At 45.9% G+C, this 18,270-nt stretch carries 13 protein-coding genes; all 13 read left to right on the forward strand.

The window, feature by feature from the left end:
• The first annotated feature begins 71 nt into the window (after positions 1-71).
• Positions 72-2,186, forward strand: coding sequence for a polyribonucleotide nucleotidyltransferase (pnp, locus tag MTR82_RS01625; RefSeq protein WP_052651295.1), 2,115 nt, complete (start codon positions 72-74; stop codon positions 2,184-2,186).
• 144 nt (positions 2,187-2,330) lie between these two features.
• Positions 2,331-3,557, forward strand: a complete 1,227-nt coding sequence (locus tag MTR82_RS01630; protein ID WP_246807477.1) for a M16 family metallopeptidase — start codon at positions 2,331-2,333, stop codon at positions 3,555-3,557.
• A gap of 111 nt (positions 3,558-3,668) precedes the next feature.
• A complete protein-coding gene (locus MTR82_RS01635; RefSeq protein WP_246808544.1) occupies positions 3,669-4,679 on the forward strand; it encodes an aspartate-semialdehyde dehydrogenase in 1,011 nt (336 codons plus the stop codon).
• A 129-nt stretch (positions 4,680-4,808) separates the two neighbouring features.
• Positions 4,809-6,476, forward strand: a complete 1,668-nt coding sequence (locus tag MTR82_RS01640) for a ribonuclease J (protein ID WP_235196556.1) — start codon at positions 4,809-4,811, stop codon at positions 6,474-6,476.
• Positions 6,477-6,644: 168 nt separating this feature from the next.
• The gene (locus MTR82_RS01645) at positions 6,645-8,966 is read left to right on the forward strand and encodes a DNA translocase FtsK (protein WP_246807478.1); all 2,322 of its coding nucleotides are present in this window, start codon (positions 6,645-6,647) and stop codon (positions 8,964-8,966) included.
• Between the two features lie 176 nt (positions 8,967-9,142).
• A complete protein-coding gene (locus tag MTR82_RS01650) occupies positions 9,143-9,871 on the forward strand; it encodes a GntR family transcriptional regulator (RefSeq protein ID WP_052651302.1) in 729 nt (242 codons plus the stop codon).
• Between the two features lie 48 nt (positions 9,872-9,919).
• Positions 9,920-11,002, forward strand: a complete 1,083-nt coding sequence (locus MTR82_RS01655; RefSeq protein WP_052651303.1) for a BMP family lipoprotein — start codon at positions 9,920-9,922, stop codon at positions 11,000-11,002.
• Between the two features lie 165 nt (positions 11,003-11,167).
• A complete protein-coding gene (locus MTR82_RS01660; protein ID WP_246807479.1) occupies positions 11,168-12,712 on the forward strand; it encodes an ABC transporter ATP-binding protein in 1,545 nt (514 codons plus the stop codon).
• Positions 12,702-13,748: an ABC transporter permease gene (locus tag MTR82_RS01665; RefSeq protein WP_052651305.1), complete on the forward strand. Its 1,047-nt coding sequence runs from the start codon at positions 12,702-12,704 to the stop codon at positions 13,746-13,748. The genes MTR82_RS01660 and MTR82_RS01665 overlap by 11 nt, the downstream gene beginning before the upstream one ends.
• Position 13,749: 1 nt before the next feature.
• Positions 13,750-14,709 (forward strand): ABC transporter permease, encoded by a 960-nt coding sequence (locus tag MTR82_RS01670; protein ID WP_052651306.1) that lies wholly within the window; start codon positions 13,750-13,752, stop codon positions 14,707-14,709.
• A gap of 124 nt (positions 14,710-14,833) precedes the next feature.
• Positions 14,834-16,108: an EF-P 5-aminopentanol modification-associated protein YfmF gene (yfmF, locus tag MTR82_RS01675; RefSeq protein WP_246807480.1), complete on the forward strand. Its 1,275-nt coding sequence runs from the start codon at positions 14,834-14,836 to the stop codon at positions 16,106-16,108.
• On the forward strand, positions 16,101-17,402 hold the full coding sequence (yfmH, locus tag MTR82_RS01680; RefSeq protein WP_246807481.1) for an EF-P 5-aminopentanol modification-associated protein YfmH: 1,302 nt from the start codon (positions 16,101-16,103) through the stop codon (positions 17,400-17,402). Before yfmF ends, yfmH begins: the two co-directional genes overlap by 8 nt.
• On the forward strand, positions 17,399-18,118 hold the full coding sequence (ymfI, locus tag MTR82_RS01685; RefSeq protein ID WP_052651309.1) for an elongation factor P 5-aminopentanone reductase: 720 nt from the start codon (positions 17,399-17,401) through the stop codon (positions 18,116-18,118). The genes yfmH and ymfI overlap by 4 nt, the downstream gene beginning before the upstream one ends.
• Positions 18,119-18,270 lie beyond the last annotated feature (152 nt).

Raw genomic sequence — 18,270 nt, forward strand, 5'->3', positions numbered from 1 at the left:
GGATTTTTGATACACTAGATACAACTATTGGATACATATAGTGAAACATTGTAAGAGAGAGGAGCTCGATTATGGAGCAAACGAAAAAAGTCTATACATTCGATTGGGCCGGCCGCGAATTGCAAGTTGAAGTTGGCCAGTTGGCAAAACAAGCAAACGGAGCTGCCCTGATCCGTTACGGCGATACAGCAGTGCTTTCTACTGCCACTGCATCAAAAACGCCGAAACCATTGGATTTCTTCCCATTGACTGTAAACTATGAAGAGCGTTTATATGCAGTCGGCAAAATCCCTGGCGGATTTATTAAACGCGAAGGGCGCCCTTCTGAAAAAGCGACGCTGACAAGCCGTTTAATCGACCGTCCGATCCGTCCGCTATTCCCGGACGGCTTCCGCAACGAAGTCCAAGTCATTTCCATGGTTATGTCAGTCGACCAGGATTGCCCGTCTGAAATGGCCGCTATGTTCGGATCATCGCTGTCACTCATGATTTCAGATATTCCATTTGACGGCCCGATTGCAGGCGTTATCGTTGGGATGATCGATGGCGAATACATCATCAACCCGACAAACGAGCAGCTTGAGCAAAGTTCGATCAACTTGACTGTAGCGGGTACAAAAGATGCGATCAACATGGTAGAAGCTGGAGCGAAAGAAGTTTCAGAAGACGTCATTTTGGAAGCCATCATGTTCGGCCATGAAGAAATCAAGAAATTGATCGAATTCCAGGAACAGATTGCAGCTGAAGTCGGCAAAGAAAAAACGGAAATCCAGCTTTATGAATTGGATGCTGAATTGACGGCTACGCTGAAGGAAGCGGTAGAAGCTGATATGAATGCAGCAGTCCAAATCAATGAAAAGCAAGCGCGCAACGAAGCGATTGAAGAAGTGAAAGCACGCGCTTTGGCTGCATATGAAGAATCGGATGAAGCGGTGAAAAAACAAGCCGGCCAAATTCTTGATAAAATGGTCAAAGATGAAGTGCGCCGCCTGATTACGGATGAGAAAATCCGTCCGGATGGCCGTACGCCTTCTGAAATCCGTCCGTTATCTTCCGAAGTGGGCATCTTGAACCGCACACACGGTTCTGGATTATTCACGCGTGGGCAAACGCAAGCAATGAGCATTTGTACGCTAGGTGCTTTAGGCGATGTTCAAATCATCGACGGCCTTGGCATTGAAGACACAAAACGCTTTATGCACCATTACAACTTCCCGTTGTTCTCAGTAGGTGAGACTGGATTCCTTCGTGGGCCGGGCCGCCGTGAAATTGGGCACGGGGCACTTGGTGAACGGGCACTTGAAGCCGTGATTCCAAATGAAAAAGATTTCCCATATACGATCCGTTTAGTGGCGGAAGTTCTTGAATCCAATGGATCTACTTCACAAGCGAGTATTTGTGCATCAACGCTTGCGATGATGGATGCAGGTGTACCATTGAAAGCGCCGGTTGCCGGTATTGCGATGGGCCTTGTGAAAAAAGGCGAAAACTATACAGTTCTTTCAGATATCCAAGGGATGGAAGACCATCTTGGCGACATGGACTTTAAAGTGGCAGGTACGGCAAAAGGGATTACAGCACTTCAAATGGACATTAAAATTGACGGCTTATCCCGTGAAATATTGGAGGAAGCGTTGACGCAAGCACAAATCGGACGGATCCATATCCTGGAATCGATGCTTGCAACAATTGCTGAACCAAGAACGACGCTTTCTAAATACGCACCGAAAATCATCATGGTGAAGATCAATCCTGATAAGATCCGCGATGTGATTGGACCTGGCGGTAAAGTCATCAATAAAATCATTGATGAAACAGGCGTTAAGATCGATACGGAGCAAGACGGCACCATCTTCATTTCATCTGTAGACGAAGAAATGAATGCGAAAGCCAAAGCGATGATCGAAAATATTGTACGTGAAGCGAAAGTCGGCGAATACTACGAAGGCAAAGTGAAGCGCATTGAGAAATTCGGTGCTTTTGTCGAACTATTCCCTGGCAAAGACGGGCTTCTTCACATTTCTGAAATTCAGGAAGAGCGTACGAAAGAAGTAGAAGACGTTCTGAAAATGGACCAAGTTGTCAAAGTGAAAGTCATTGAAATCGACCGTCAAGGGCGCGTCAACCTTTCACGCAAAGTGGTCTTGAAAGAAGAAAAAGAAGCAGCTGAAAAAGAAAACCAATAAGATCTTCAACGAAATTGCCAGCTTACGTTGGCAATTTTTTTCAAATGACAGGATAATTAGGGACAACTGCAATTTAGCATCAGCGCTCCAGGCCATAAGCCTTAAGAGCGTTGGCGCTTTTCTTAAATTAGGGGGAAAAGAAATTTGGTAAATACACATGTATGCGGAAACGGGCTGCGGATCGTTTCTGAAAAAATTCCGCATTTTCGGTCAGTGGCTGTTGGAGTTTTTGTGAATGCCGGTTCAAGAGATGAACTGCCTGAAGAAAATGGATTGACGCATTTCATTGAACATATGCTGTTCAAAGGAACGGAAACGCGTTCGGCGAAACAAATCGCCCGGGAATTTGACCGCATCGGCGGAGACATGAATGCCTATACATCAAAAGAATATACCTGCTATTACGCGAAAGTGCTTGACCATCATGCAGAACTTGCGGTGACGGTGCTGGCAGATATGTTTTTCAATTCGAAAATGGATCCGGTGGAAATAGATAAAGAACGGCAAGTGGTCCTGGAAGAAATCAGCATGACTGAAGATATGCCGGATGACGATGTCCACGAACAATTGTGGAAAGTCATGTATCCCCACCATTCGATCGGGGCGCCGATTTTAGGGACGGTCCAGACGCTGCAAAGTTTTACAAAAGAAAAGATCGAAGATTTCATGGAGCGGCATTATACCCCTCGAAATACGGTCATCTCAGTAGCGGGAAATATTACGCCGGAATTGATTCGATTGATCGAGAAGCTTTTCGGCACATTCAACAGAACAAACCGGCCGAAAAACTATTTGCTTCCTGATTTTACTGCAGGCCACTCCTTTAAAACCAAAGAAACCGAACAAGGGCACCTTTGCCTCGGGTACCCGGGGTTATCGATGCAGCATCCTGATATTTTCAATTTGGCGGTATTGAATAATGTCATTGGCGGTTCCATGTCTTCACGCTTATTCCAAGAAATTCGGGAAGAGCGCGGGCTTGCGTATTCGATTTATAGCTACCATTCGGCGTATTCAGACCACGGGGCACTAGCGATTTATGGCGGCACTTCAAATGAGCAGATGCCAGAACTGCAGGAAGTGATCCTGGATACACTCGCGGCGATTAAAACGAACGGCCTGACGCGCGAAGAAATCGAAGATACAAAAGAACAATTGAAAGGCAATGTCATTCTCGGTTTGGAAAGCACTTCTTCCCGGATGAGCCGCAATGGAAAAAACGAATTATTATTGCAAAGACACCAACCGCATGAAGAAATCATCGAGTTGATTGAACAAGTGTCTGCGGAAAAAGTCCAGAACTTGATGAGTTTATTGACTGAGAATCCAGCTATTTCAATCATACAGTCAAAAAATGCTTCCTTTACTTAAGGAAGCATTTTTTTGTATGGAATTCACTGCTTTATCAGGATGAATTATGGTACAATAACGCCAATATACAGAGAAGGAGCGAATTTTGTGAAAACATATAATGTAGCAATCATGGGAGCTTCAGGAGCCGTCGGACAGCAGATGAAAGACCAGCTGGAAAAAAGGAATTTCCCGGTAAAAGAGATTGTATTTTTAGCATCAAGTCGTTCAGCGGGCCAGGAAATCGAATTTAATGGCAAAACCCATCTTATCCAGGAAGCGGTTCCTGAATCGTTTGAAGGCATTGATATTGCCTTATTCAGTGCGGGCGGAAGCATTTCCGAAAAATTTGCACCGGAAGCCGTGAAGCGCGGAGCCGTTGTTATCGACAATACAAGTGCTTTCCGAATGGATAAAGAAGTGCCGCTTGTCGTGCCGGAAGTAAACAAGAAAGATTTAACTTTACATAACGGGATTATTGCGAATCCAAACTGTTCAACGATCCAAATGGTTTGCGCACTGCAGCCGTTAAAAGAGCAGTATGGGCTGAAAAAAGTGGTCGTGTCCACGTATCAGGCCGTTTCAGGAGCTGGGCTAGCGGCCATCAATGAGCTGAAAGCACAGGCGGCAGACTTTGAAAATGCTCCGAACGCTGAAGCGAACGTGCTGCCGGTAAAATCAGCGGAACGGCATTTTCCGATTGCGTTCAATGCGATTCCGCAAATCGATCAGTTTACAGACAACGGCTATACGTTTGAAGAAATGAAAATGATCAATGAAACGAAAAAAATTATGCATGACGAGCACTTGGCTGTAGCGGCCACATGCGTCCGTTTGCCGGTTGTGACAGGCCATTCTGAATCGGTCTATGTGGAACTGGCGGGTGCGCCGACAGTGGACGATGTGAAAAAAGCGTTAGCCGATGCACCGGGCGTTGTGCTGATGGACGATCCTTCTAACCAAGTTTACCCAATGCCGTTAATGGCAGCCGGCCAAGACGAAGTGTTCGTAGGGAGAATCCGCCAGGACCTGGATAACCCGAACGGCTTCCATTTATGGATAGTCGCTGATAATTTAATCAAAGGCGCAGCCTTGAATTCGGTGCAAATCGCCGAATCGATGATTGAACAGGAAATCATCTAAGAGTTGCTTCTAATTGAGAAAAACTAAGCCGGACAGCCGTCCGGTTTATTTTTTGTTTGGACTGTTACCTTTAATTCCCGTATAATAAAGTCTATGGATGTGTACGGGTGAATTTTAGGAGGAAATAATTTGAGTAAAGTAAAGAATGAAGTCATCAGAGTAATTCCGCTCGGCGGAGTCAGTGAAATCGGAAAAGCGATGTATGTCATCGAAATTGATGAAGACCTCTTTGTCGTAGACAGCGGATTGATGTTCCCTGAAGATGAAATGCTGGGCATCGATATCGTCATCCCGGACATTACGTTTTTAGAAGAAAACAAAGACCGAGTAAAAGGGATTTTCCTGACGCACGGACATGAAGATGCAATCGGGTCAATCGCTTACTTGCTGAAAAAAGTGCAGGCGCCTGTCTATGGATCGAAATTGACGATCGCTTTAGCAAAAGAGCATGTAAAAGAGCAAGGTTCATTAAAGCAAGTGAAGTTCTTTGAGGTAACCAATAAGAGCCGTATGAATTTCGACAAGACGCATGTAACGTTTTTCCATACGACGCACAGCATTCCGGATGCTTTAGGAATTGTCTTCCATACATCTGAAGGTGCTATCGTCCATACTGGCGAGTTCAAATTTGACCAGTCGGCCAAAGGCAGCTACAAGCCGGATATCGCAAAAATGGCGAAACTTGGAGAAGACGGCGTCTTGATGCTGCTTTCCGATTCAACTGAAGCGGAGCGTCCAGGCTACACAACTTCGGAAACAGTCATTGCAGACCATCTGCTGTCTGCGTTTATCGCCGCTCAAGGGCGTATTCTCGTTTCCTTGTATTCGTCGAACTTCATACGGATCCAGCAAGTTTTTGATACGGCACATGCGACAGGCAAAAAAGTGGCAGTTGCTGGGAAAAGCTTGGAAAGCAGCTATGAAGTGGGATTGCGCTTAGGCTACTTAACCGTGCACGAAGATACGGTCATTTCCTTGAAAGACCTGGAAAACTACAACGATGAAGAAGTGGTCATCATCGTCACAGGCAACCAGGGCGAGCCGCTTGAGGCATTGGATAAGATGGTCCGCAAACAGCATAAAGACGTGAAAATCAAAGAAACGGATACCGTTTTGATTACGTTTACCCCGTCTCCTGGCATGGAAGTGCCAATGTTCCAAACGATGAACAAATTGGCGAAAGCCGGAGCAAATGTGTTAACGTCCAGCAAAAAAGTCCACGTATCCGGACATGGCAGCCAAGAAGATTTAAAAATGATGCTTAACATGATGAAACCAAAATATTTCATCCCCATCCAAGGCGAATACAAAATGTTAATTGCACATTCTAAATTGGCACAGCAAGTCGGCATGCACAAATCGGATATTTTCATCGCCGATAAAGGCGATATCGTCGAATACAAAGACGGCAAAGTCCGGATGAGCGGGCGCGTCACGGCCGGCAATGTTCTAATTGACGGCATTGGAATCGGAGACGTCGGCAACATCGTCCTTCGCGACCGCAAACTGTTGTCGCAAGACGGGATTTTCATCGTTGTTGTGACATTGAACCGCAAAGAAAAGAAAATTGCTTCAGGGCCTGAGATGATTTCAAGAGGATTCGTCTACGTGCGTGAATCGGAGCAATTAATGGAAGAATCCACCCAGTTGGTACGGAAAGTAGTCGAGAAATACGTCATTAAAGATGCTTTTGAATGGAATAATATTAAACAGGAAATTCGCGACACATTGAATTCTTATTTATTCCAACAGACAAAGCGCCGCCCAATGATCATTCCGATTATTATGGAATATTAAGAGAGTAAAAGTGAAAGGATTTCCATACCGCCTCACGCGGTGGAAATCCTTTTTCAATGTTTAGGAAAACGATCAGCGCGAGAAACATTCAAGATGAACGCTTCGGGGCTCCAAAGCCGAATCTAGCGATTGCGCTTTTCGTAAAAATGAAGGAAATGAGGGATTAACATGCCGCGGACTCCAGCAAAAAATAGAAAAAAGAAAAAACCGGCATCCAAGAAAAAACAGCAGTTTCCTCCGATCGGCTATGAAGTCATCGGCTTGCTGTTAATCGTCATGGCAGTGCTAATGGCGTTCCAATTGGGCATCATCGGGAAAATGCTGTTAAACACAGCAGAGCTTTTAATGGGGAATTTAGCCTTCTTAATTCCACTGGCTTTGCTCTTTACGGCTATCCATGTCATGGTGCGCCGAAGATGGCCAAGGCCAAGGCTGAAGGTGGCAGTGAGCGGGCTGTTCATTTTAACAGGCGTTGCGTTGATTTGCCATTTGGTCTATGCGGCTGGATCCATTTTGCCGCTTACATCGGGCAATGTGATAGCCGAGACGGTCAAATCCACCCGGTTGACGGGTTCGATTTGGCAAAGCTATGACGCCAGCGGAGCCGGTTTGTTCGGCGGATTTTTGTATGCCATGTTCCATGTTCTATTCGATACGGCCGGAACCTGGATAATTGCCATTCTTCTTCTTTCGATCGGAGCAATTATTTTAACCGGGAAAACAGCTGCCCCTTATATTGCAGAGAAAATCCCAAGCATGCGCCCGGCAATTGATGGCATATTGGTTCGCTTGAAACAGCCGAAAACAAAACGGCTAGCAGCTCCGCGGAAAAAAGCGGAAAAAGCAGAAAAACAGGAAGAGCCGGAACACATCATGGAAGTCGATGATGCACTGGAATACGACGAAGAGGAAACGATTTACCCGGATGTGCATGAAGAACCGATCATTTCGGCGTTCACTGAAAACGTAAAGTCGAAAAAAGCGGAAGCGGCGCCGATTGAACCGGAACTGGAAGATTCGGATGACGGGGAAGTCAAACTCATGTCCACTCATGAAGAAATGGAAAATGAAGAATATCAGCTGCCGCCGATCGATTTGTTGACTTTGCCGCCGCACAGCGACCAAAGCGGCGAATATGCAGGCATTCAAAAAAATGCGAAGAAGCTTGAAAAAACCTTCCAAAGCTTCGGTGTGCGCGCAAAAGTGACGCAAGTCCATTTAGGGCCGGCTGTGACAAAATACGAAGTGCTTCCGGATACAGGCGTGAAAGTCAGCAAGATTGTCAGCTTGCACGACGATTTGGCGCTTGCCCTTGCAGCGCGGGATATCCGGATTGAAGCGCCGATTCCCGGAAAATCAGCCATCGGCATCGAAGTGCCGAATTCAGAAGTGGCGATTGTCAGCCTGCGGGAAGTGCTCGAATCAGAAGAAAACAATAAGCCGGATGCAAAATTGCTCTTCGGCCTAGGCCGCGACGTTACAGGCCAAGCCGTCATGACGCAATTGAACAAAATGCCGCATTTATTAGTAGCTGGTTCTACAGGGAGCGGTAAGTCCGTTTGCATCAACGGCATCATCACCAGCATCATTATGCGGGCAAAGCCGCATGAAGTGAAAATGATGATGATTGACCCCAAAATGGTGGAATTGAACGTCTACAATGGCATTCCCCATTTATTGGCGCCGGTCGTAACGGACCCGCGCAAGGCGGCCCAGGCATTGAAAAAAATCGTTTCAGAAATGGAGCGCCGCTATGAACTGTTCTCGCATACCGGCACACGGAATATCGAAGGCTATAACGATTATGTCCGGATTTTCAATGAAGAGAACGAAGAAAAGCATCCAAAGCTTCCGTTTATCGTTGTCATTGTTGACGAATTAGCGGACTTGATGATGGTCGCTTCAAATGAAGTGGAAGACGCCATTACCCGTTTAGCGCAGATGGCCCGTGCAGCAGGCATCCATTTGATCATCGCCACGCAGCGCCCGAGCGTTAACGTCATTACCGGTGTCATTAAAGCCAATATCCCTTCGCGGATCGCTTTTGCAGTTTCTTCTGCGATTGACTCCCGTACGATTTTGGACATGGGCGGAGCGGAAAAATTGCTGGGCCGGGGTGATATGCTGTTCCTAGGAGCAGGCCAATCAAAACCGGTTCGGGTTCAAGGCGCGTTCTTGTCGGATTCAGAAGTTGAAAAAGTCGTGGACTTTGCTATTGAACAGCAGAAAGCCCAATACCAGGAAGACATGATTCCGTCTGAGGTCGAAGAAGCAGCGATTGACGACGAGACCGACGAAATCTATGACGAAGCTGTGCAGCTCGTATCAGAAATGCAGACTGCTTCTGTTTCCATGCTGCAGCGCCGCTTCCGGGTCGGCTATTCAAGAGCCGCAAGAATCATTGACCAGATGGAACAGCGGGGAGTAGTAGGCCCTTATGAAGGCAGCAAACCGCGAACTGTTTTAGTTCCAAAGCAGGAGGAATATTAAGGAAATATCAGAAATTTTGTGACAATCTGATTACATCGAATGAAATATTTGCAATGAAAATTCGCGAAATTCGACAAAAGACTATTTATTTCGTCTAGAATAAGTGTTATAGTAATTTTGATTAGTAGGAATGTTTTACATCAGATGTCTGATCTCTGTCATTGGTGGTGAGTCTTATGACAATTAAATCGGATCATCGAGCGTTGTACCTTCAAGTGATTGATCGAATGAAGCAAGACATTGCGGCCGGATTGTACAAAGAGAAAGAGAAGCTGCCATCCGAGTTCGAACTTGCGAAATCACTTGGAGTCAGCCGTGCGACTTTAAGAGAAGCACTGCGGTTATTGGAAGAAGATAATATTATCGTAAGGCGGCATGGCGTCGGGACTTTTGTCAATCCAAAACCTGTATTTTCGACAGGCATCGAACAATTGACAAGCGTCTCCGACATGATTCGCCAGGCAGGCATGGAACCCGGCGTGATTTATCTAAGCACCGGTGAGAGCCTTTCGTCCGAAGAAGATATAAAACGCTTTCATTGCGATGCCGATGAATCCATAATTACTATTGAACGCGTCCGAACAGCAAATGGTGAACCTGTCGTCTATTGCATCGACAAAGTGCCAGCGGCTTATCTGCCGGCTGATTTTCTCGGACGCAAAGAAAGCTCGATCTTCTCAGCGATAGAAGAGTCCGGAGAAACCCGCATTGCCTATGCGGTCACATTCATAGATCCAATCGGATACCATGAAGATGCGTCGCCGATTCTTGAATGCGATCCGGAAACAGCATTATTGGTGTTAAAACAGCTCCACTACGATGAGGACGATCGTGTGGTGCTTTACTCAAAGAATTACTTCAGAGCTGATAAGTTTAGTTTTCATGTAGTTCGAAAACGTGTGTAAAACGGCAAATTCCTGCTAATATCAAACATACCTCAGGGGGTTATTACATTGACGAAACGTAAATTTGGTCTAGGTCTATCTTTAATGCTTGCAGCGGGAACAATGCTTGCTGCGTGCGGCAGCGACGAAGATACTTCAAATGGTGACACTGGATCTGGCGACGGCGGAAGTTCAGAAGAAACAAGCGACTTCTCAGTAGCAATGGTTACAGATGTCGGCGGTGTGGATGATAAATCATTCAACCAATCAGCTTGGGAAGGTTTGCAAGCGTTTGGGGAAGAAAATGGCCTTGAAAAAGGAGACGGCGGATTTGACTATCTCCAGTCGGCTTCTGATGCAGACTATAATACGAACTTAAACAACTTGATCCGTCGTGACTTCGACGTCGTTTATGGAATTGGGTTCTTAATGGAAGGCGCTGTTAAAGAAATCGCTGAACAGCAGCCGGACGCTCAAATTGCCATTATCGATGCTGTCGTTGACGCTCCAAACGTAGCCAGCGTATTGTTCAAAGAGCAAGAAGGTGCATTCCTTGCGGGTGTAGCAGCAGCTCTTATGACTGAAACTGGCAAAGTTGGTTTTGTTGGCGGAATGGAAATTCCAGTAATCGAGCGCTTTGAAGCTGGATTCCTAGCAGGCGTTGAAGCTGCAGATCCTGCAGTTGAAGTCGATGTACAATATACAGGTGCTTTTGATAAAGCGGAATTAGGTAAAACAACAGCTAACCGCATGTACTCTGCTGGAGCGGATATCGTATTCCACGCAGCTGGCGGAACAGGCAACGGGGTATTCACTGAAGCGAAAGAACGCAAAGAAGCAGATCCGGATACAAACATTTGGGTTATCGGTGTAGATGCTGACCAATACGACGAAGGTCAAGTCGGCGATGCTAACGTAACACTTACTTCGGTTCTTAAAGGTGTAGACCAAGCAGTAATCGACATTTCAAACCAAGCGATGGAAGGCAACTTCCCTGGCGGCGAAACATTGACTTACGGTTTGGCTGAAGACGGTGTTGGCCTTGCGGATTCACGCGGAGCAATCACAGAAGACGTTATGGCTAAAATTGACGAGTACAAAGAGAAAATTGCTAGCGGCGAAATCGTCGTTCCTGAAACTCTAGAAAACTAAGCATTCCTCAATACGGTCATCATAAAGGCCGGTCTTACCGGCCTTTATGATTTTTTTTCGCCTATTTTTATGAATTATTAGATGAAAGGCTTTTCTCAGTAAAAGCCTTTCATGTATTAATTTTAAACAAATATTAAGTTACCAGTTTTCGAAGGAGTGAAAACAATGGAATATGTAATCGAGATGCTCAATATTCGCAAAGAATTTGGGACATTCGTTGCCAATGACAATATAACGCTGCAACTTAAAAAAGGCGAAATCCATGCGTTATTGGGAGAGAATGGGGCAGGGAAATCAACTTTAATGAACGTGCTGTTCGGCCTTTACCAGCCTGAAGGCGGCGAGATTCGAGTGCGCGGAGAAAAAGTGGACATTTCAGACCCGAACGTAGCAAATGATTTAGGAATCGGCATGGTGCACCAGCACTTTATGCTAGTCGAAAATTTCTCAGTAACTGAAAACATCATTCTGGGAAGTGAACCGACTAAATACGGAGTGACCAACAAAAAAGACGCAGCCAAAAAAGTTCAAGCTCTTTCTGAACAGTACGGGTTGAACGTCGATCCATACGCTATCATCGAAGATATTTCGGTTGGCATGCAGCAGCGTGTCGAAATTTTAAAAACTTTGTACCGCGGTGCAGAAATTTTAATTTTCGATGAGCCGACTGCTTCTTTGACGCCTCAGGAAATCACGGAATTGATCCAGATTATGAAGCGGTTGATTGCGGAAGGCAAATCCATCATCTTGATTACGCATAAACTTAAAGAAATCATGGATGTTTCCGATCGCGTTACCGTTATTAGAAAAGGGCAAGGCATCGGCACTGTAATCACGTCTGAGACCAATCCGCAAGAGCTGGCTTCTTTAATGGTTGGGCGCCAAGTGGAATTTAAAACAGTGAAAAGTCCAGCGTCTCCTAAAGACAATATTCTAAGCGTCAAAAATTTAGTCGTCGATGACTACCGCGGAGTAGCAAAGGTCAAGAATCTTAATTTGGATGTCCGTGCAGGTGAAATTGTCGGAATTGCCGGTATAGACGGGAATGGACAATCGGAGTTGATTGAAGCGATCACGGGGCTGCGCAAAGTAAAAAGCGGAACCATTTCGCTCCACGGCAAGGACATCACAGGGTTAAAGCCGCGTAAAGTTACAGAAGCAGGGGTTGGCCACATCCCGCAGGATCGCCATAAGCATGGCTTAGTATTGGATTTCCCGATTGGCCATAACATTTCCCTGCAGACGTATTATAAACAGCCAATTTCAAAAAGCGGCATCATTGATTACAATAAGATTGATGAAAAAGCAAAAGCAATTATTGAAGCGTATGATGTCCGGACTCAAGGACCGCACGAACCTGCCCGGGCTTTATCAGGCGGGAATCAGCAAAAAGCGATTATTGGCCGTGAAGTTGACCGGAATCCGGAACTGCTGATTGCAGCATTGCCGACGCGTGGCCTTGATGTAGGGGCCATTGAATTTATCCATAGCCGCTTGATTGAACAGCGGGATAATGGAAAAGCAGTCCTTTTGATTTCGTTTGAATTGGACGAGGTTATGAACGTATCCGATCGCATTGCCGTTATCCATGACGGTGAAATTGTCGATACGGTGCTTCCAGAAGAAACAACAGAACAGGAACTTGGCTTGCTGATGGCAGGGCATGCGGTTCGGGGTTCTGAACATAAGGAGGATCAGCATGTCGACTAGAGCAACAAATATTCTGGTCCCAGTCATTTCCGTAATTCTTGGTTTAATAGTCGGTGCAATTATCATGTTGATCAGCGGCTATAATCCAATTGACGGCTATGCCGCTTTATGGAACGGGATTTTCGGTGACTTATATACAATAGGAGAAACTATTCGCCAAATCACTCCTTATTTATTGGCCGGGCTTGCGGTAGCGTTTGCTTTCCGTTCAGGTTTGTTCAATATCGGGGTTGAAGGGCAATTGATCGTTGGATGGTTTGCTGCCGCGTATGTCGGAGTAGCGGTTGAACTTCCAATGATCATCCACTTGCCGCTTGCTATTTTAGCTGCGGCGGCAGCAGGTGCGTTATGGGGATTTGTTCCTGGACTTTTAAAAGCGAAATTCCATGTCCATGAAGTTATTGTCACGATCATGATGAACTATATCGCGCTTCATACAACGAACGCGTTGATCAAAACGGTATCAGGCGGCGGAGACCGTACGGAATCCATTTTCGCCAGCGCCTCCCTTCGGTCAGAGTTTCTTGAAAATTTAACGGAGTTTTCGCGTCTTCACTACGGCATTATCATTGCGCTTGTCATGGTAGGTGTCATGTGGTTTATTCTTGAAAAAACGACGCTCGGATTTGAATTGAAAGCGGTCGGGTTCAACCACAACGCTTCTCAATACGCGGGCATGAATGTCAACAAAAACATTATTTTAGCAATGGTTATTTCAGGAGCATTTGCCGGCCTAGGCGGTGCAATGGAAGCTCTTGGAACATTTGAATACGTGTCTTCCAAAGCAGGATTTACGGGCATCGGATTCGATGGGATCGCGGTTGCCTTGCTTGGAATGAACACTCCGCTCGGCGTTATTTTCGGGGCTACTCTTTTTGGTTCTTTGAAATACGGCGCCCTCAATATGCCGAATGCTGCGGGCATTCCGCTTGAGATTGTGGAAATTGTAATTGCCGTTATTATTTTCTTTGTAGCATCAGGATACATCATCCGTCTATTCCTGCTGCGCGCGGCTAAGAAGAAGGAGGCGAAGTAATATGAGTTTCTTGGAAGTTTTGTATTTCATCGTTCCTTCAGCGATATTTTATGCAGCTCCGCTTATTTTAGTAGCAATCGGCGGTGTATTTTCCGAGCGATCGGGCGTTATTAATATCGGCCTCGAAGGTTTGATGGTCATTGGCGCATTCGTGGGCATTTTGTTCAACTTATTATTTGCCGATACTTTTGGCGACGCAACTCCTTGGCTGGCGTTGATCGCTGCAATGGTTGCAGCGCTGTTGCTTTCATTGGTTCACGCGGTCGCATCGATTTCGTTCCGGGCGGACCAAACAGTATCAGGGGTTGCCATCAACTTGCTGGCAATTGCTTTGTCTCTTTACCTGGTGAAGAAAATTTTCGGGAAAGGGCAGACGGATTTCATCACCGAGCGTTTTACGCGCTATGATTTCCCGGTCCTATCGGATATTCCGTTTATCGGGCCGATGTTCTTCACGAAAATTTATAACACGTCTTTCTTGGCAATCCTCATTGCCATCATTGCTTGGTTTATCATTTATAAAACGCCGTTCGGCTTGCGCCTCCGCTCAGTCGGGGAACATCCAATGGCAGCAGATACAATGGGAATCAACGTAAACAGAATGCGCTATATTGCTGTCATGATTTCCGGAGCTTTAGCTGGAATCGGCGGAGCCATCTATGCGCAGACGATTTCCGGTGATTTCGGACACGCGACGATCAATGGACAAGGGTTCATGGCGCTCGCGGCGATGATCTTCGGTAAATGGCATCCGCTTGGTGCGATGGGAGCCGCTTTGTTCTTCGGTTTAGCTCAAGCGTTAAGTATCGCCAGCTCATCTATTCCAATCATCCAAGACATCCCGAATGTCTTCTTGCTGATTCTTCCATACGTTTTGACCATTTTAGCTCTGGCCGGTTTTATTGGCCGTGCAAATGCGCCAAAAGCGAACGGAATCCCTTACATCAAAGGGCAGCGCTAATCCAAAAAAAGAATCGCCCAAGCGGCGGTTCTTTTTTTTGGCCGCATGGGCATTCTTCATTATTTGCATTTCATTCCAGTGGTTCGGTATAGTTAGAATAAGAAAGCTGAGAGGGGATTTACTGATGTTTCAATCTATTAAGATCGCACAAGGCGTGAATGTCCACGTAAATGAAACGACTCAATTCAAGACGATAAATTTTTCTTTTAAATTCAAAGACCGTTTAACACCTGAAAAAGCATCTGCCCGTTCCGTTTTGGCAAATGTGCTCCAGCACAGCAATGAGGTATATCCATCTCATACAGCGCTGCGCATGGTGTTGGATGATTTATATGGCACTTCCCTCTACATAGATTCTTCAAAACGGGGCAATGAACACATCGTCACTTTGAATGTAGAAACGGTGAATGACCAATATCTTTCCGAAGAAGGCGTACTGGAAAAAGTCTTAAACTTGATGTATGTCGTCCTATTCAAGCCGAATATGGAAAACGGGCTCTTCAAAGAATCCATTTTCCTGCGCGAAAAGCAGACCATCAAAGAACGGATTGAATCGATCTTTGACGAAAAGACCCGCTACGCGCAGCAGCGCATGATGGAACATGCTCTGCCGGGGCATCCCGCTTCCATTCAAGCAAATGGTTCGCTCGAAGAACTGGAGAAAGTGACGAACGAGCAATTGGTGAAAGAATATGAAACCTTATTGAACAAGAATGAAATTGAAATTTATGTGGTCGGCGACATCAAGCCGGACATGATTGCTTCCTATATTAAAGAGTACTTTCATTTCGAAGGCCGTGACCAGGCAGTGGAAGGGCTTTCAACGGAACTGAAATCTCCGGAAGAGTCTCGCGTGATCGAATACGAAGATATGAAACAAGGGAAACTGCATATGGCGTTCTTTACACCGATCACTTTCCGCGACGAAAAGTTCCCGGTAATGCAGTTGATGAACGGGGTTCTCGGAGGCTACGCCCATTCGAAACTGTTCGTCAATATCCGTGAAAAAGAAAGCATGGCTTACTACGTTTCAAGTTCGTACGCTTCGCAATTCGGCTTGATGTTCATCCTCGCCGGAATAGATTCGAAACTGGAAGGAAAAGCTGTGAAGCTCATCCTTGAACAATTGGAAGAAGTGAGAAAAGCCAATATTTCAGACGTGGAACTGGGCCAAACGAAAGCGCTTTTGATCAATCAATTAAAAGAAGCGCTGGATTCGGCTAGAGGCCAAATCGACATTTATGATCAATACATGGAACTGGATGAAGCATTTGAACCGGATTATTTGATCAGCAAATGGAATGCGGTCACAAAAGAAGACATTGCTGAAGCGGCTCAACAATTATCGTTGGAAATGACCTATTTCCTAGCAGGCAAGGAGGACGATTCAGTTGAATAAAGTTCAATTCGAACAATTAGATGAAACACTGTACCACGAAAAACTAGCGAACGGGCTTGAAGTGTATATCTTGCCGAAAAAAGGTTTTTCCAAAACCTTTGCTACGTTCACAACAAAATACGGTTCAATCGATAATCATTTTGTGCCTTACGGGGAAGAAGAAGCGATTAAAGTGCCAGACGGCATTGCCCATTTCCTGGAGCATAAAATGTTTGAAAAAGAAGACGGCGATGTCTTCCAGCAATTCAGCAAACAAGGCGCTTCTGCCAATGCCTTCACTTCCTTTACCCGCACTGCGTATCTGTTTTCAGCGACCGGGCAAATCAATGAAAATGTGGAAACGCTGCTGGATTTTGTCCAAAGCCCCTACTTCACCGAGAAAACCGTGGAGAAAGAAAAAGGCATTATCGCACAGGAAATCACGATGTATGACGATCAAGCGGACTGGCGTTTGTATTTCGGCATGATCGAAAACTTGTATAAGAACCACCCGGTGAAAATTGATATTGCTGGAACAGTCGATTCCATCCAGGATATTACAGCCGAACATTTGTACACTTGCTATAACACGTTCTATCATCCATCCAACATGGTGCTGTTCGTGGTCGGTGCTGTGGATCCGGAGCAGATGATGGAGTTCGTCAAAGCAAACCAGGATCAAAAGACGTTTGAAGAGCCAAAAGAAATCAAGCGCATCTATCCGGATGAGCCGATGGAAGTGGCGATTAAGGAACGGACTCTTGAAATGAGTGTGCAAAAGCCCAAAATCTTTGTCGGCATCAAGCCGGAAGTGCTCCATTACTCAGGGAAATCGATGCTGAAGCACGAGTTGGCAGCAGAACTGGCTTTCGAATTGCTGTTCGGGCGGACTTCAGATTTCTATCACCATGCGTACGAAAGCAATTTAATTGATGAGTCCTATTCTTTCGATTACTCATTGGAAAATGGTTTTGGCTATGCGCTGATCGGCTCTGATACCAATGAACCTGAGCAATTAATCAAAGAAATCAACCATACGCTGGACCAAGCCATAGAGAAATGGCCGTTCGGACAAGCAGATCTTGACCGGATCCGCCGCAAAAAGATTGGCTTTTTCCTGAGAGCGCTAAATTCGCCTGAATTTATCGCCAACCAATTTACGCGGTATGCATTTAATGAGATGAATTTATTCGACGTCGTGCCGATGCTCGAAGAAATAGAAGTGCCGGATCTGCAAGCTGCATTTGCAACAGTGAGTTCAGCCAGCCAGCGTTCAAACTTTACGATTATGCCGCCGAAGAAGGACCGCCAGTGAAACGGTTTGCCGTCGTAATGGGAGCTTCCGGAGAAATTGGCGAAGCCATCGCTCTACAGCTTGCAGCTGATGGCTGGTCGCTTTATCTTCACTGGAACTCCACTCCCGTCAATCGGCTTGCGGAAAATTTAAGCGAAAAGTTTCCGGGACAGGAGTTTATTGCTGTCCAAGCCGACTTCACCCGTTCGGACGGAGCCGAGCGGCTGGCAGCCCAAGTCTATGATGCCGCATGCATTGTGGTGGCAAGCGGCCATGCGTTGCAAAAAATGCTGATTGATACGGAAGATGCCGAAATGGACGCTTTGTGGAATGTCCACGTCAAAAATCCGATTTCGGCCATCCGCAGAATCTCACGTTATTTTCATCGCCATCCGGCAACCTATGTCGTCTTCATCTCGTCTATATGGGGAGAGACAGGTGCTGCTCTTGAAACTGTCTATTCTTCTGTAAAAGGGGCGCAATTGGCTTTTGTCAAAGCGTACGCCAAAGAAATGGCAGCTTCCGGCACCCGGGTAAATGCAATTTCTCCGGGTTTCATTCAGACAAAAATGAATGGGAATTTTACCGCAGAAGAACTTGCTGTGATCGAGGAAGAAATTCCGCTCGGATTAGGGGCGCCTCGCCATGTGGCAGATGCTGTTGACTTTTTGGTGAACGGCAAAGCGGATTACATGACAGGCCAAGTTCTCCGGATTAATGGCGGATGGCATATGTGAGTTGCCCATTGTGCGGTTTTTACTAAATTATCCATCTAGTTGCTCCGTTCGCTTCATAATCGAGGAGTTGTTCCCAAAGGTTTTGGGCCAACTCCTTTCTTATTGCCCCTTTTCTTAGGGCACTAAATCAGCTATCATAAGAGTTAGGAACT

Origin of the sequence: Planococcus ruber, from assembly GCF_022819085.1 — a bacterium.
In the GTDB taxonomy this organism is placed as follows: Bacteria; Bacillota; Bacilli; order Bacillales_A; family Planococcaceae; genus Planococcus; species Planococcus ruber.